Raw genomic sequence first — 13,448 nt, forward strand, 5'->3', positions numbered from 1 at the left:
CCGCCATATGAAACCGGTTCGCGGCAAGGAGGCCCGACGGCGTGCAGCCCGTGCTCGACATTTCGGCCGTCAACAAGCGGTTCGGCGCCCTGACGGTGGCCGACGGCGTGACGTTTTCGCTGGCCCCGGGCGAGGCGCTCGGCATCATCGGGCCGAACGGCGCCGGCAAGTCGACGCTGTTCAACCTGATCACGGGCAACCTGCGGGTCGACGGCGGGCGGATCGTCTTCGAAGGCAGCGACGTCACGAATGCACCGCCCATGCAGCGCTGCCTGATGGGGATCGGCCGCACCTTCCAGATTCCGCAACCCTTCGCGAAACTGACCGTGTTCGAGAACCTGCTCGTCGCCGGCGCGTTCGGCTCCCGTGCGCGGGAAGCCGAGGTGGCGGCGCGCTGCGGCGACATCCTCGTCCAGACCGGGCTGATCGGCCGCGCCAACGTGCCGGCGGGGCAACTCTCACTGCTCGAGCGCAAGCGGCTTGAACTCGCGCGCGCGCTCGCCACGGCGCCCAGAGTGCTTTTGCTCGACGAAATCGCCGGCGGACTGACCGAGGGCGAATGCACGGCGCTCGTCGGTACCATCCGCGACATCCACAGATCCGGCATGTCGATCATCTGGATCGAGCACGTGCTTCATGCGCTGAATTCGGTCGTGGAGCGGCTCCTCGTCCTCGACTTCGGCAAGGTGATCGGCATGGGCAGGCCCGACGACATCATGGCCTCCAAGGAGGTGCGCGAAATCTATCTGGGGCTCGACATATGACACGTGCCATCATCATCGGCGGCGGCATCGGCGGGCTGGCCGCGGCGCTCGCGCTTCACGCGAAGGGGCACGACGTCACCGTCTTCGAAGCGGTTTCGTCAATCCGGCCACTCGGCGTCGGCATCAATCTCCTGCCGCACGGAGCCGGCTTGCTGCATGGCTTTGGCCTTGCCGACCGGCTTGACAGGATCGGTGTGCGGACGCGTGCGATCGAGTACCGCACCCGCTATGGCCATCTCGTCGCGTCGGACCTGCGCGGCATCGAAGCCGGTTTTGAGCATCCGCAGTACTCCATCCATCGCGGCCAGCTGCAGATGCTGCTCCTCGACGCGGTCCGCGAGCGGCTCGGTCCGGACGCGGTGCGGGCCGGCATGCGGCTGCAGGAGTTCGAGCAGGACGGAGACGGTGTGACCGCGATCTTCCGCGCCGCCGACGAACGAACCCTGCTGGTCAGGGGCGATCTGCTCGTCGGTGCCGACGGCTTCCACTCGCGGGTGCGCCGCATCCTGCACCCGAACGAAGGCCCGGCTCATGCCGAGGGCATGATGATGTATCGCGGCGCGGTGGAGCGCGCGCCGTTCGGCGACGGGCGGACGATGTTCATCGCCGGCAATCACGACGTGAAGTTCGTCTGCTACCCGATCTCGGAAGAGGCCCGGCAGCGCGGGCGGGCGCTGGTCAACTGGGTTGCAGAGGTCCGTCACGACCGGCCGCGCCCCGCGACCGAGGCGGACTGGGCGGATCGCGGCGACCGCAGCTTCGTCGACGCCTTCCGCGGCTTCCGCATGCCCGACATCGACATCGTGGCCCTGATGGAAGCGACCGAGACGGTGCTGGAATATCCGATGATCGACCGCGACCCGCTCGCCTCCTGGGGCCAGGGCCGTGTCACGCTGCTGGGCGACGCCGCCCATCCCATGTATCCGATCGGCGCCAACGGCGCCTCGCAGGCCGTGGTGGATGGCGGCGCGCTCGCCGCGCACCTGGCCGGGGCCGGCTCGCTCGTCGACGGCCTTGCAGCATACGAGGCGGATCGGCGACCAAAGACCTCCGCCGTCGTGCTCGCCAACAGGCAGGCAGGCCCCGAGCAGGTGCTCGACATTGCGGATGCGCGGATCAAGGGACCGGACGACCGGATCGAGGATCTGATCGCGCCGCACGAAGTCGAGGCGGTGGCAAGCCGCTACCGCCAGATCGCGGGCTTCACCCGGAGGGCCGAGTGAACGCGCTGCTCGAAACGAGAGGCCTGACGGCCCGTTATGGAGATTTCCAGGCGTTGTTCGGGGTCGACATGCAGCTCGACGCCGGCGAGACGGTCGCCATCATCGGGGCGAACGGGGCCGGCAAGACGACGCTGATGCGCTCCATCGCCGGCGTGCTCGTCAACGGTCCCGACGAGGTGGCGTTCGACGGGCAGCCGATCGGCGCGCTGCCGGCCGCGCAGGTGATGGCGCGCGGCATCGCCATGGTGCCGGAAGGGCGCAAGCTGTTCCCGTCGCTCTCGGTGGAGGAAAACCTCCTGATGGGCTGCTTTGGCCGCAAGGTCGAGGGGCCGTGGCGGCTGGAGACGGTCTACGGCCTGTTTCCTGTGCTGAAGGAGCGGCGCAACAATCCGGGCACCGCGCTGTCGGGCGGGCAGCAGCAGATGGTGGCGATCGGACGGGCGCTGATGTCGAACCCGCGCGTGCTGCTCTGCGACGAGATCAGCCTCGGCCTCGCGCCCGTCGTGATCCGCGACATCTATGCTGCCTTTCCGCAGATTCGCGCGGCCGGCGCCTCGCTCGTCATCGTCGAGCAGGACATCGGCCAGGCGCTGAAGGTGGCGGACCGCGTCTATTGCATGATGGAGGGCCGCGTCACGCTGTCCGGCCGCCCCGCCGAGCTGTCGCGGGAGGACATCCACGCCGCCTATTTCGGGGTGCACGCATGATCTGGGTCGACACCATCGTCCAGGGCGTGCTGCTCGGCGGGCTCTATGCGCTGTTCGCGGCGGGGCTGAGCCTCGTCTTCGGCGTCATGCGCCTGGTCAACCTCGCCCATGGCGACCTGATCGTGCTCGGCGCCTTCCTGATCCTCGTCATCGTCTCGGCGCTCGGGCTGAACCCGTTCCTGGCCGCGCTGGTGGCGATGCCGGTGATGTTCTGCCTCGGCTGGGGCCTGCAGTATGTCGTGCTCAACCGCACGCTCGGCGACGACATCCTGCCGCCGCTGCTCGTCACCTTCGGCCTGTCGATCGTCATCCAGAACGCGCTGCTCGAGGGCTTCTCCGCCGACAGCCGCCGCATCTCCGTCGGCGGCCTGGAAGCGGCCTCCGTCAGCCTCGGGCCGATCGCTGTGGGCGTCATGCCGCTGCTCACCTTCCTGTCGGCGGTCGCCGTCATCGTGGCGCTGAACGCGCTGTTCTACCGCACCGCGCTCGGCCGCGCCTTCCGCGCGACTTCCGACGACCCGGTCACGGCCGGGCTGATGGGCGTCGACCCGAAGCGGCTCTTCGCCACCGCGACCGGCATCGCCATGATCGTCGTAACCATTGCCGCGCTCTACCTCGGCACGCGGTCGAACATCGACCCGACCATCGGCCCGGCGCGGCTGATCTATGCCTTCGAGGCCGTGATCATCGGCGGGCTGGGCTCGTTCTGGGGCACACTCGCCGGCGGCGTCATCATCGGCGTGGCGCAGACGATGGGGGCCGCGATCAACCCGGAATGGCAGATCCTGGCCGGCCACGTCGCCTTCCTTCTGGTGCTCCTGCTCAGGCCGCGCGGGCTGTTCCCGCGCGCCAACGACTGAGGCCGCGATGTCAGCACCTTCCTCCTCCGGCTGGACGGTCGAGACGCGGACGCGCGCGGCGACCGGCTTCGCCTTCTTCGCGGTTGTCCTGATCGCGTTGGCCTTCGCTGCCCCGCTCTTCGTCTCGCGCAGCCTGTTGCAGGACCTGTTCCTGATCCTGACCATGCTGGTTCTGGCGCAGAACTGGAACCTGCTCGCCGGCTATGCCGGGCTCGTCTCGGTCGGGCAGCAGGCCTTCGTCGGCTTCGGTGCGTATGCGATGTTCGCCTGTGTCAGCCTCGGCGGGCTCGATCCGATGCTGGCCATCCTGATCGCCGGCATGGCTGCGGCGCTGCTTTCGGTGGCCACAGGTTTCTTCGTGTTCCGCCTGCAGGGCGCCTATTTCGCCATCGGAACCTGGGTTGTGGCGGAAGTCGTGCGGCTCGTGCTTGCCCAGTGGCGCGCGCTCGGCGGCGGCACCGGCACGTCGCTGCCCAATGCCGCCACGCGCGACATGGCGGCCGTGCAGTGGATTGCCGAAGCCTTCTCCGTTCGCGCCTCGCAGGCGGCCGACATCCTGACCTACTGGCTGGCGCTGCTGCTCTGCTGCGCGACCATCGGCTTCATCTACTGGCTGCTGCGCACCCGCCAGGGCCTCGGCCTCTCGGCCGTGCGCGACAACCAGGAGGCGGCACGCTCGGTGGGCGTCGACGCGCGGCGCATCAAGTGGGCGGTCTATGTCTGCGTCGCCTTCGTCACCGGCATGGCCGGCGCGCTGATCTACGTCCAGAAGGCGCGCATCTCGCCGGATGCAGCCTTCTCCGTCATCGACTGGACCGCCTATGTCATCTTCATCGTCGTGATCGGCGGCATCGGCACGCTCGAAGGCCCGATCATCGGCGTCATCGTGTTCTTCGTGCTGCAGAAGTCGCTCGCCGACTTCGGCTCCTGGTACCTGCTGGTGCTCGGACTGATCGGCATCGCGGTCATGCTGTTTGCGCCGCGCGGGCTGTGGGGGCTCTTCAGCGATCGCACCGGCATCCAGTTCTTTCCCGTCCGCCGCATCCTGAAGGGCGGACCATCCATCGATCATCAAGGCACCAGGGGAGGGCCGCATGGCTGACATATCCACGGACGTTCTCATCATCGGCACCGGCCCGGCGGGCTCTGCCACGGCCGCGCTGCTCTCGACCTACGGGATCGAGAACATGGTGGTGAACCGCTACCGCTGGCTGGCCAATACGCCGCGTGCCCACATCACCAACCAGCGCACGATGGAAGTGCTGCGCGACCTCGGTCCGGAGGTCGAAAAGGAGGCCTATCTCCACGCCACGCACCAGGACCTGATGGGCGAGAACATCTTCTGCACGTCGCTTGCCGGCGAGGAGATCGGACGCATGAAGAGCTGGGGCAAGCACCCGCTGTCGCGCGCCGAGCATCTCCTGTCGTCGCCCTCGCACATGAACGACCTGCCGCAGACCTTCATGGAGCCGATCCTGTTCAAGACGGCGTGCTCGCGCGGCACCCAGGCACGCATGTCGACACAGTATCTCCGGCACGAGCAGGATGACGAGGGCGTCACCACGACCTGCCTCGACCGACTGACCAACCGCGAGTTCACCATCCGCTCGAAGTTCCTCGTCGGCGCCGACGGCGGCAATTCGCTGGTGGCCGAGCATGCCGGCCTGCCCTTCGAGGGCAAGATGGGCGTCGCCGGCTCGATGAACATCCTGTTTCGCGCCGACCTGTCCAAGTACGTCGCGCACCGGCCGTCGGTGCTCTACTGGGTGATGCAGCCGGGCTCCAATGTCGGCGGCATCGGCATGGGCCTGGTCCGCATGGTGCGGCCCTGGAACGAGTGGCTCATCGTCTGGGGCTACGACATCAACGAACCGGCCCCGGCAGTCGACGCGGCGATGGCCACCAAGGTGGCGCGCGATCTGGTCGGCGACCCGGAGCTGGAGATCGAGCTGATCTCCGCCAACACCTGGACCGTCAACAACATGTACGCCACGCACCTCCAGAACGGCCGCGTGTTCTGCATGGGCGATGCCGTGCACCGGCACCCGCCGTCGAACGGGCTCGGCTCCAACACCTCGATCCAGGACGGCTTCAACCTCGCCTGGAAACTCGCCATGGTGGTGAAGGGGCAGGCGGGCCAAAGGCTCCTCGACAGCTATTCGACCGAGCGCGCGCCCATCGCCAAACAGATCGTCACCCGTGCCAACCAGTCGATCGAGGAGTTCGGGCCGATCTTCAAGGCGCTCGGCCTGCTCGATTCCATCGATCCGGTGAAGATGCAGCAGAACATGGATGCGCGCTGCGACGACACCGCCGAGGCCGAGGAACAGCGCGCGGCGATCCGCAAGGCGATCGCCTTCAAGGTCTACGAGTTCGACGCACATGGCGTCGAGATGAACCAGCGCTATGCGTCCGATGCGATCATGACCGACGGCCAGCCGGAGCCGGCCTTCGAGAAGGACCGCGAACTGCACTACCAGCCGACGACCTGGCCCGGCGCCCGGCTGCCCCATGTCTGGCTCTTCGACGACCGGGGCGAGAGGGTGTCGTCGCTCGATCTGGCCGGGCAGGGACGCTTCACCATCTTCACCGGCATCGGCGGCCAGGGCTGGATCGAGGCGGCGAGGACGGTCGGAGCCGAGCTCGGCATCGACATCGCAGCCCACGTCATCGGACCGCGCCAGCACTGGCAGGACTTTACCGGCGACTGGGCGCGCGCCCGCGAGGTGCGCGACGGCGGCGTGGTGCTCGTGCGTCCCGACCAGCACGTCGCCTGGCGCAGCGAGGCGATGCCGGCGGATCCGGCGGCCGAGCTCCGCCGTGTCCTGACGCAGATTCTGGCACGCTGAGGAGACGATGATGCACGAGCACGAGAAGGGCTATTTCACCGAGGAGAACTCTGTCGCCGTCGTCACCGGCCGCAACGCGCTGGCGAAGGACGAGCGGCTGAAATTCGCCATGGAGGTGATCACCCGCAAGCTGCATGAAGCGGTGAAGGAGATCGAGCCGACGCAGGACGAATGGATGGAGGCGATCCAGTTCCTGACGAAGACCGGCCACCTCTGCAACGAATGGCGGCAGGAATTCATCCTGCTCTCCGACGTGCTCGGCGTCTCGATGCTGGTCGACGCGATCAACAACCGCAAGCCGTCCGGCGCTTCGGAAAGCACGGTGCTCGGACCCTTTCACGTCGCCGACGCGCCGGAACTGCCGATGGGCGCGAACATCTGCCTCGACGCCAAGGGCGAGGACATGGTGGTGTCGGGCCGCATCCTCGATACCGAGGGCCGGCCGGTCGCCGACGCGGTCATCGACGTCTGGCAGGCCAACGACGAAGGCTTCTACGACGTGCAGCAGAAGGGCATCCAGCCCGACTTCAACCTGCGCGGCATCTTCCGCACCGGCGCCGATGGCCGCTACTGGTTCCGCGCGGTGAAACCGAAATTCTACCCGATCCCAGACGACGGAACGGTGGGCAAGCTGCTCGGCCGCCTCGGTCGCCATCCGTTCCGGCCTGCGCACCTGCACTACATCATCAAGGCAGGCGGCTTCGAGACGCTGACCACCCACATCTTCGACCCTCACGACCCCTACATCGGGACGGACGCGGTGTTCGGCGTCAAGGAAAGCCTGCTGGCCGAGTTCGTCCGGGTCGACGACCCCGCACGGGCCAAGGATCTCGGCTTCCCGGGGTGGTTCTGGTCGGTCGAGCACGACTTCGTGCTGGCGCGCGACAGCGCGACCGGGGCCTGAGGCGCAGGGGGCAGAACCGGCTCGGGCGTCGGTCGCGCCTCAAGTCGCGCCGGCCACGGAATCGCAGCCGCAATGGAACGGAATCGCGGGGAACGGGGTTCGCGTCGGGAACGATGAACTGGCACCTTTGAGCCTGTGACGCATCCGACGCGAACCATACTTCCACGGGAACCAGCCGAGCAGGAGTGCCTGCGGGCGCCGGCGGTGGGCCGGTGATCGATCTCGCGTCCCATTCGCTGTGGGTCATCGGCGGCGTCTTCGTCGCGGCCGCCGCCGTGATCGGCGTGGCGGGCGTCAAGCTCTCGTCCGTCGCCGACAAGCTGGCAGATCGGACGGGAATGGGCGAAGTCATCGCCGGAGCCCTGTTCGTCGGTGCGGCAACGTCGCTCCCCGGCGCCATCACCTCGATTTCGACCGCCGCGCAGGATGCGCCGGAACTGGCTATCGGCAACGCGCTCGGCGGGCTGACCGCCCAGACGGCCTTCATCGCCGTCGCCGACATCTTCTATCGCCGCGCCAATCTGGAACATGCGGCTGCCAGCGTCACCGGCCTCGGGCAGGGTGTCCTGCTGGTGGTGCTGCTGGCCATCCCGCTCTTTGCCAACGCCCAGCCGGACTTCGCGATGTTCGGCATCCATCCGGCGTCCCTCGCCATCATCGTTGCCTACGCCTTCGGGCTGCGGCTCCTGACGCAGATCCACGACGAACCCATGTGGACACCGGTCCAGACGGACGAGACGCGCCAGGCGCTCTCCGAACCCGAAGACGAAGGCCAGAGAGCGGATTCCGACCGGTCGCTGTGGATCCGCTTCATCGTGCTCGCGGGCTTCACCGCCGCAGCCGGCTATGCCATCGGCGAAGCGAGCCTGGCGCTGGTTGCGAGATCGGGATTGTCGCAGACGGCGGTCGGGACGGTCTTTGCCGCCATCGCCAACTCGCTGCCCGAACTGGTCACGGCCATCGCCGCGGTGCGGATCGGCGCCGTCAGCCTTGCCGTCGGAGACGTGGTCGGAGGAAACTCCTTCGAGGTCATGTTTCTCTCCGCTGCCGACCTCTTCTACGACGGCTCCATCTATTCGGCGATGAGCGAGGCCGACCGCAGCACGGCGCTGATTGCCATGATCATGACGGGCGTCCTGCTGCTGGGCATGATCCGCCGCGAGCGAAGTGGTCCAGGAGGGATCGGATTCGAAAGCGTCGGCGTGCTCCTCCTCTATGCCTTCTCGGTCGTCGTGCTGTTCGTCTGATCGGCTGGACGCAAGGCCATGCCTCCGCGAATCTTGGCCAGACAGCACAGCCACCGGGTCGCTATCAGCGGCGGGTTCCGACGACGGCGACGGCAACCTTGCGGCCTTCGCCGTCTGCGTCCATGGCAAAGCCGGCGTGATCGGCCGAACCGCCGAGGAGCGTGCCTTCATAGGCCGGATTGTCCAGCCACTGCTGAACGAAGCGCCGGATGTCGGCCGCGGTCGGCGTGGCGCCGCAGCCGCCGCATCCGGCAGCGACGACGTTGAGGCCGGACCAGTCGCGTCGTTCGCCCTCCGGCAACTTGTCGAAGAGGTCCCCCGAACCGTCGATCAGCCGGTCGCCATCGCCGCCGGCGATCAGTTGCGCGGCGACGCGGTCGAGCGCTGCGTTCGATTCGAGCGGCGCAAGACTCTCGTTCCTGCGGGCCCGGTTCAGGGCGCTGAGCGCGCGTTCGGATACATCCTCGGCGGCGAGGGCGGTCTGTTCCTCACCCGGCTGAAGGCCCTCCGGCGCACCGGGGCCGGAGAAGGTCTGTACGGCATAGGTTGTGCGGTCATCCGTGACGATGGCGAAGCCGAACCCTTCGAGCCCCCGTGCCAGAATGTTGGCGCGGTGACCGGGGCTATCCATCCAGCCGCTCTGGAAACCCTCGACACGCTCCACGCCCGGAGGAGTGGGACATCCCTCGCAACGGGCGAGGTTCTCGGCCACCAGTTTCCAGCGGCTGCCGCCGGCCTCCATGAAGCGGTCGCGCACCGTCTCGCCCTCCGGCGATTCATGCGCGTAAAAATCCCGCTCTGCCATGTCGCGGGCATGCGCCAGCGCCGCCTCGTCGAGTACGTCGTCGGCTTCGAGCGCCGGAAGCTCGTTTTCCGCGCGGGCGGAATTCACCAGTTCGAGCGCTCGTTCGCGAAGGGCAGGATCATCATGGGTTACCGGCTGCGCCAGCGTCCCACTCGCCCCGAGAACGAGCGCGCCCGCGATCAGGGCGGGGGCGGCGTGACGGAGGCCTGGCTTCAGCGGCACGATCAGTCGGCCCATTCGGGCAGTGCCTCGATCTGCTCGCGCGTGCGGTTGAGGGTCAGGCGCAGGCCGATGACCTCGATCTCGTCGAGTCCGATCACCACCTCGCGCTCGCCCATGCCGAGAAAGCCGCCGACCTCCAGCGTCACCGCCGAAGGCTGACCGGCCGCATCGCCGAGCACGTCGTCGATCTCGCCGATCTCCTCACCATTGGCCCCGAAGATGCGCATGTCTTCCAGTTCGTCCACCGAAATGCCGAGGCCGGGAACGATGGTCTCGTCGCGCTCGATCTCGACGAGGACGTCACCGGCGGCGGGCGCGGGCGCAGGCGCCGGGGACTGCTGGGCAAGAGCGGGTGCCGCGAGGAGGGTGGTGGCAAACAGGATGGCGAATGTGGGCTTCATGCGGTCTACTCCGTCAGGTTGAACTTCCCTTCCGAAACCGATGCCCGCGCCGAAAGTTCCGCAAGCCGCGCCGCCCCGGCCTCAGCGTTTCGGCTTCTCCGCCGCACGCTCTTCCCCGGTCCGTTCGGTCTGCCGCGCCAGCGAATCAGCCTGGGTCTCGGTCGAGTAGGGCTGGGGATTGGCCTTGCCGAGGTCGCCGGGGTCAGCCACACGCCCCGGCATGCCGGTGGTCTCGCCGTCGGGACGCGGGCTCGTCTCAGCGTCTGACCAGACCTCCTTCGGGTCGCGCAGATCGCCGGCGTCGGGCTCGCCGCCGCGGCGTTCATGGCGGTTTTCGGTGCCGCTGCCGGAGGCGATCGATGCCTCATCGGAAGCGCGCGGCCGCGTCGTCCTTCGATCGTCCTGCATCATCCTTCTCCTTCCTGGGCTTCTCGCGCATGCAACCGCGCGGGGATCGGGAAGTTCCGCCGGCCGAGGACTTTGACACGGAAGCACGGGCTGTCGGTTCCCGGCCGAGGGGTGATGGCGGGCCTCTTTCGACGGCAAGTCAGCCCAGGGACATCGTCGCCCGGACATCATCGACGGACCCTGGCGAGGCCTGGCGAGCAATGGTCTGCGTCGCTATCTCGGCCGAGGGGGCCGGAGCAGGCCAGGCTGCCGGCAAAGCGTGTCCGCCGCCCACATCAATGGCGAAGGCTTCGGGTCAAGAGTCTGCCGTCCCGCCCGCCGCCTGGGCGATGAAGGTCAGCACTTCATGCGCGAAACGCTCCGGTTGCTGATACGGAATGAAGTGGGCGCCATCCTCGAAGCGCACAAGTCGCGAGCCGGGCATGGCGGCATGGATGGCTTCGGCGTGGCGGGCCGGAAGCAGGCGGTCCCGTCCGCCGGCGACGATCAGGGTGGGACAGGTGATCGACCCTGCAACTGCGGAAATGTCGGCTTCCAACATCCCCTCGATCTGAAGGGCATAGGCCTGCGGGTCCAGCGCGGCAAAGCGCGCGACATAGGCGCGCTGCCGCTCGTCGTCGGGGCAACCCTCGAAGGCAGCCGACGTTGCGGCCGGAAGGATCGCGGCCATGCCTCCGGCACGCGCGGTCGCAGCCCGTGTGGCGAGCGCGGACCGCGCCGCCTCGTCGATCCGGTATCCGGGGTTGGAAAGGACGAGCATCTCGACGAGATCCGGTCGGCGCGCGGCAAGCAGGGCCGCCGCCATGGCGCCGACGGCGCAGCCGATGACGACGACCGGGCCGAGGCTCTCGCGCTGGCAGAAGGCGGCGAGATCGGCCGCGTGGTCGGCAGGCGACAGCGGCGCCGGGGACGCCGGCGACCGGCCTGCGCCCCGCTGGTCGATCGCCACGCATTCGAGATGCGGCTCCCAGACCGACCGGCACGACTCCCAGAAGGTCAGGTCGGCGCCCATTGCATGAACAAGCAGCAGAGTGCGCCCGGCGCGGTTGCCTGCCCGTTCGAAATTGAGATTGCCGTCGAGTTGCATCGGTGGACCCTGCCGCTGGCGCTGCGGTTACCGCGCCTGCGCCGGCTGGGCGGCGACGTCGGCGAAGCGCAGGGCGCCCGTCTGCTGGAAGTGCCGCTCCAGCGCTGCCAGGGCTGCTGTATGGTTGGCACGCAGGATCGCGCCGGCGAGGTTGGAATCGTGGTTGACGTAGGCCTTCACCAACTGGGTATGGTCTTCGAACGACTTCGCCATGCGGCCCGGCAACGCCAGGCTCAGCCGCCGGATGGCCAGCGTGCGCAGCAGCAGCGAATCGTGAATCCGCTTCGCCGTCATGTTGCCGGAGGCGCGGGTATCCTTGTCGTGGAATTCGACGCTCAGCCAGGAGAAGGCGATGACGTCGTCGATCGCCACGGCCGCGCGCATGCGCTCGAGGATCGCTTCCAGCGCGGCGATGTGATCGTCAGTCGCCTTCTTGGCGAGGTCGATCGCCATCAGCTCGAACAGCACCGTCCGGGTCCGGTAAATCTCCGAGACCTCGGTCATCGTGTGGATGTGCGCCCGCGGGCGCCGGCGAGGGGGGATGTCGACCAGCCCTTCGTTTTCGAGCAGGATCAGCGCTTCGCGAACCGGCGTCCTCGACGTGTGGTACCGGCGTGCCAGATCCACCGTGTTGAGATCGTGCCCCTGCGGTATCACCGCTTCCACGATCTCGGCGCCGATCTCGGAGGCGATCTGCGCCACCAGCGAGGGCCGGTCGTGTCGGCTTGCCACCACGGAGCGGATGACGTGCTGCGCCTGGGCCAGCGATGCCTCCGGCAGCATCTTGCCGTCCTTGCCGCGCGGCCGGTCGAGCCCGCGCGGCGATGGACCGGCCAGCCCGGACACGCCCGCATCGTCCAGTCGAGTGCTGCTTAGGCCCGGCATCCGTCGATCATCCCGTTTCGGCCATTCGCGACGACAATTCTCCCCGCCTGTCGACACACGTCAGGCCGTAGACCCGCCGCGCCGTTTCGAAGAACAGCGCATCCTTCTCGGTCTCCGTTCGACGCGACGCGATCTTCTTGAAGGCGTTCCACAACACTGGATAGGAAGCCGTTCCCTTGTCCACTGGAAAATTGCTCTCGAACATGCAGCGTTCGGCTCCGAAGATGTCGATTGCCGCGCCCATGGTGTCGCCCCAGGCGGACGACAGGTCCCGCGAGGTCGGCGGCAGGGGCCGCTCGTGGAAATCGAAGCCGGTCATCGGCATGCCAAACCCGCCAAGCTTGACCACGACGTTGTCGAACCGCGACAGCCGCATCATGAAGTGTCGCCAGTCCTGCGCCACCTCTCCGCGGCGACCCGCATAGGGGCCGTTGCCGATCGGCCCGCCGACATGGTTGAGCACGATGGCCAGTTGCGGAAGGTCGTGCGCGAGATCGATCACGTCGATCAGCTGCGTGTGGTACATCCAGGCGTCGAAGACGAGTTTGCGCCGCGCAAGCTGCTCCAGTCCGGCCCGTATGCCCGGGTCGTACAGCATGCCCGCAGGCTGGACGATCACCGACCCGCGGGCTTCCGGGTCGGCATGCCAGGCACTGGTGTCGCGAATGCCGCGAAAGCGTCCCCGGCCGGCCTCGACATGCGCGTCGAGCACCGGACCCACCGCCTCGCCGAGGCGCAGGTCCGCATAGCCGACGATCGCAGCGCCGACATGCGCGGCGGCCTCCCGCATCACCGCGTCTTCCGCAATGTCCGCGACCATTTCGGTCTCGCCGACGGGGCGCATGGCTTCCGGACCGTCGGTCCGCCAATGGCACTTGCCCTCCACGAAGACGGTGGCCACCACGTTGTGGCCATTGCCGATGTCGGCGAGCATCTCGTCGAGCAGATAGCGCCCGCCCGGCTTGTCCCAGAGGTGGTGATGGGCGTCGACGATCGGCCGCTCGGGTTCGATCGCCTCCTCCGTTCGCAGCGCCAGCCAATCCTTGCGGACGGGAATGTGCTTCGGCGTGGCTTGGGAGGCCATCG

The 13,448-nt window shown here is 67.9% G+C and carries 14 protein-coding genes; 8 read left to right on the forward strand and 6 right to left on the reverse strand.

What is annotated here, in order from left to right:
- Positions 1–41 precede the first annotated feature (41 nt).
- The 8 genes from N1F91_RS11780 (at position 42) to N1F91_RS11815 (ending at position 8,554) form a co-directional block, all read left to right on the forward strand.
- Positions 42–764: an ABC transporter ATP-binding protein gene (locus N1F91_RS11780; RefSeq protein WP_289992348.1), complete on the forward strand. Its 723-nt coding sequence runs from the start codon at positions 42–44 to the stop codon at positions 762–764.
- Entirely contained in the window at positions 761–1,987 is a 1,227-nt protein-coding gene (locus N1F91_RS11785) for an FAD-dependent monooxygenase (RefSeq protein WP_289992349.1), read from the forward strand. The genes N1F91_RS11780 and N1F91_RS11785 overlap by 4 nt, the downstream gene beginning before the upstream one ends.
- Entirely contained in the window at positions 1,984–2,694 is a 711-nt protein-coding gene (locus N1F91_RS11790) for an ABC transporter ATP-binding protein (protein WP_289992350.1), read from the forward strand. The genes N1F91_RS11785 and N1F91_RS11790 overlap by 4 nt, the downstream gene beginning before the upstream one ends.
- Positions 2,691–3,554, forward strand: coding sequence for a branched-chain amino acid ABC transporter permease (locus N1F91_RS11795; protein WP_289992351.1), 864 nt, complete (start codon positions 2,691–2,693; stop codon positions 3,552–3,554). The genes N1F91_RS11790 and N1F91_RS11795 overlap by 4 nt, the downstream gene beginning before the upstream one ends.
- Before the next feature lie 7 nt (positions 3,555–3,561).
- A complete protein-coding gene (locus tag N1F91_RS11800; protein ID WP_289992352.1) occupies positions 3,562–4,656 on the forward strand; it encodes a branched-chain amino acid ABC transporter permease in 1,095 nt (364 codons plus the stop codon).
- Positions 4,649–6,403 carry an FAD-dependent monooxygenase gene (locus N1F91_RS11805; RefSeq protein ID WP_289992353.1) on the forward strand — a complete coding sequence of 585 codons (1,755 nt, stop codon included), beginning with the start codon at positions 4,649–4,651 and terminating at the stop codon, positions 6,401–6,403. Before N1F91_RS11800 ends, N1F91_RS11805 begins: the two co-directional genes overlap by 8 nt.
- Positions 6,404–6,413: 10 nt before the next feature.
- Positions 6,414–7,307, forward strand: a complete 894-nt coding sequence (locus tag N1F91_RS11810) for an intradiol ring-cleavage dioxygenase (protein WP_289992429.1) — start codon at positions 6,414–6,416, stop codon at positions 7,305–7,307.
- Between the two features lie 212 nt (positions 7,308–7,519).
- Positions 7,520–8,554 (forward strand): sodium:calcium antiporter, encoded by a 1,035-nt coding sequence (locus tag N1F91_RS11815; RefSeq protein ID WP_289992354.1) that lies wholly within the window; start codon positions 7,520–7,522, stop codon positions 8,552–8,554.
- A 64-nt stretch (positions 8,555–8,618) separates the two neighbouring features.
- On the opposite strand, the gene N1F91_RS11820 is transcribed toward N1F91_RS11815, so the two are convergent.
- From N1F91_RS11820 to N1F91_RS11845, 6 genes are all read right to left on the reverse strand, one after another.
- Complete coding sequence (locus N1F91_RS11820) at positions 8,619–9,596, reverse strand: CAP domain-containing protein (protein ID WP_289992356.1); 978 nt, start codon at positions 9,594–9,596, stop codon at positions 8,619–8,621.
- A complete protein-coding gene (locus N1F91_RS11825; protein ID WP_289992357.1) occupies positions 9,584–9,982 on the reverse strand; it encodes a PRC-barrel domain-containing protein in 399 nt (132 codons plus the stop codon). The genes N1F91_RS11820 and N1F91_RS11825 overlap by 13 nt, the downstream gene beginning before the upstream one ends.
- A gap of 81 nt (positions 9,983–10,063) precedes the next feature.
- A complete protein-coding gene (locus tag N1F91_RS11830; protein ID WP_289992358.1) occupies positions 10,064–10,393 on the reverse strand; it encodes a hypothetical protein in 330 nt (109 codons plus the stop codon).
- 292 nt (positions 10,394–10,685) lie between these two features.
- A complete protein-coding gene (locus N1F91_RS11835; RefSeq protein WP_289992359.1) occupies positions 10,686–11,477 on the reverse strand; it encodes an alpha/beta hydrolase in 792 nt (263 codons plus the stop codon).
- 27 nt (positions 11,478–11,504) lie between these two features.
- Positions 11,505–12,362: a GntR family transcriptional regulator gene (locus N1F91_RS11840; protein ID WP_289992360.1), complete on the reverse strand. Its 858-nt coding sequence runs from the start codon at positions 12,360–12,362 to the stop codon at positions 11,505–11,507.
- 7 nt (positions 12,363–12,369) lie between these two features.
- Positions 12,370–13,446 carry an amidohydrolase family protein gene (locus N1F91_RS11845; protein WP_289992361.1) on the reverse strand — a complete coding sequence of 359 codons (1,077 nt, stop codon included), beginning with the start codon at positions 13,444–13,446 and terminating at the stop codon, positions 12,370–12,372.
- Between the last annotated feature and the right edge of the window lie 2 nt (positions 13,447–13,448).

Origin of the sequence: Aquibium sp. ELW1220, assembly GCF_030398385.1 — a bacterium.
Taxonomy (GTDB): Bacteria; Pseudomonadota; Alphaproteobacteria; order Rhizobiales; family Rhizobiaceae; genus Aquibium.

What these genes read in the sequence shown, in the direction of transcription:
- N1F91_RS11805 (WP_289992353.1), top strand. Translation starts at nt 4,649, where the DNA reads ATGGCTGACATATCCACGGACGTTCTCATCATCGGCACCGGCCCGGCG.
- N1F91_RS11800 (WP_289992352.1), top strand. Translation starts at nt 3,562, where the DNA reads ATGTCAGCACCTTCCTCCTCCGGCTGGACGGTCGAGACGCGGACGCGC.
- N1F91_RS11820 (WP_289992356.1), bottom strand. Translation starts at nt 9,596, where the DNA reads ATGGGCCGACTGATCGTGCCGCTGAAGCCAGGCCTCCGTCACGCCGCC.
- N1F91_RS11810 (WP_289992429.1), top strand. Translation starts at nt 6,414, where the DNA reads ATGCACGAGCACGAGAAGGGCTATTTCACCGAGGAGAACTCTGTCGCC.
- N1F91_RS11830 (WP_289992358.1), bottom strand. Translation starts at nt 10,393, where the DNA reads ATGATGCAGGACGATCGAAGGACGACGCGGCCGCGCGCTTCCGATGAG.
- N1F91_RS11835 (WP_289992359.1), bottom strand. Translation starts at nt 11,477, where the DNA reads ATGCAACTCGACGGCAATCTCAATTTCGAACGGGCAGGCAACCGCGCC.
- N1F91_RS11840 (WP_289992360.1), bottom strand. Translation starts at nt 12,362, where the DNA reads ATGCCGGGCCTAAGCAGCACTCGACTGGACGATGCGGGCGTGTCCGGG.
- N1F91_RS11785 (WP_289992349.1), top strand. Translation starts at nt 761, where the DNA reads ATGACACGTGCCATCATCATCGGCGGCGGCATCGGCGGGCTGGCCGCG.
- N1F91_RS11825 (WP_289992357.1), bottom strand. Translation starts at nt 9,982, where the DNA reads ATGAAGCCCACATTCGCCATCCTGTTTGCCACCACCCTCCTCGCGGCA.
- N1F91_RS11845 (WP_289992361.1), bottom strand. Translation starts at nt 13,446, where the DNA reads ATGGCCTCCCAAGCCACGCCGAAGCACATTCCCGTCCGCAAGGATTGG.
- N1F91_RS11795 (WP_289992351.1), top strand. Translation starts at nt 2,691, where the DNA reads ATGATCTGGGTCGACACCATCGTCCAGGGCGTGCTGCTCGGCGGGCTC.